Source organism: Mesorhizobium sp. M2A.F.Ca.ET.042.01.1.1 (genome assembly GCF_003997405.1).
GTDB lineage: Bacteria > Pseudomonadota > Alphaproteobacteria > Rhizobiales > Rhizobiaceae > Mesorhizobium.
Genome location: NZ_RZRX01000585.1, coordinates 1 through 1048, shown reverse-complemented (window position 1 = coordinate 1048; position 1048 = coordinate 1). Strand labels below are relative to the sequence as shown.

Genomic DNA, 1048 nt, shown 5'->3' with positions numbered 1-1048 from the left:
TAGAGCGGGATGAAGTCATTTCCGGTCGTATCCTGCATTGGCGAAGTAGTTTGAGCACTCGGCGGGTGTCGTGCGGTTGAGGATCTCGCCGATCGCCTGACAGACGGTTTCGGCCGTCCGTTTGGCCGCCTTTCGAAGCCAGTGTTTGAGCTTGGCGAAGAACTGTTCGATTGGGTTGAGGTCGGGTGAGTATTTGGGCAGGAGAATGAGCTTGGCCCCGGCCTTGCGGATGGCGCGACGCACGGCCTTGCCCTTGTGCGAGCCGAGATTGTCCATGACGACGATGTCGCCGGGCTTGAGGGTCGGAACCAGCACGGTCTCGATATAGAGGCGGAAGCGCTCGCCATTGATCGGCCCATCGATGAGCCATGGCGCGGTGATGCCGTCATGGCGCAAGGCGGCCAGGAACGTCATGGTTTTCCAGTGACCGTGCGGCACCTTCGCCTTGATGCGCTGTCCAACTGGCGCCCACGCTCTGAGTGGCGCCATGTTGGTCTTGGTCCAGGTTTCGTCGATGAACACCAGGCGGGCAGGATCGATGCGGTTCTGATAAGCCAGCCATTGCGCCCGTCGGCGCGCTACGTCGGGGCGATCCTGCTCGGACGCGACCAGCGTCTTTTTTTGTACGACAGACCCTCGGCGTGGACGAACTCCCAGACCGAGCGGTAGTCGACCTCAAGCCCTCGTTCGGCGAGCTCGCTGACTAGGCCGCGCAGCGTGAAGGCCTGCTTGCGGCAGCGCTCAATGAGCCAGTCGCGCCAGGCCCCCGATAGCTTCTTCGGCTTGCCTCCCCCCACCTTGCGTGGGGCTACGATGCCACTCTCCTCAAACAGCTTCACCCACTCGATCGCCGCGCTGTAGCTGACCCCAAAACGCTTCGCAGCTGCACGGCGCGACATCCCCTCCGTCTTCACCGCCGCAACCACGCGCTCACGTAGATCCGTCGACAATGCCATTCATGCTGGCCTCCTTCCCAGCAGGAACGGTGAATCAGAAAATCGCTGATTTGGGAATCCTCAACGACTCCAAACATTTTCATCCCGCTCTA

At 61.3% G+C, this 1048-nt stretch carries 1 protein-coding gene; it reads right to left on the bottom strand.

The window, feature by feature from the left end; translation table 11 throughout:
- Positions 1-15: 15 nt before the first annotated feature.
- Positions 16-956 (bottom strand): IS630 family transposase gene (locus tag EOA23_RS35005; RefSeq protein WP_127307345.1). Its coding sequence is split into 2 segments (ribosomal slippage): positions 16-623 and positions 623-956, totalling 942 coding nucleotides; the frame shifts between segments, so codons are not numbered across the junction.
- Between the last annotated feature and the right edge of the window lie 92 nt (positions 957-1048).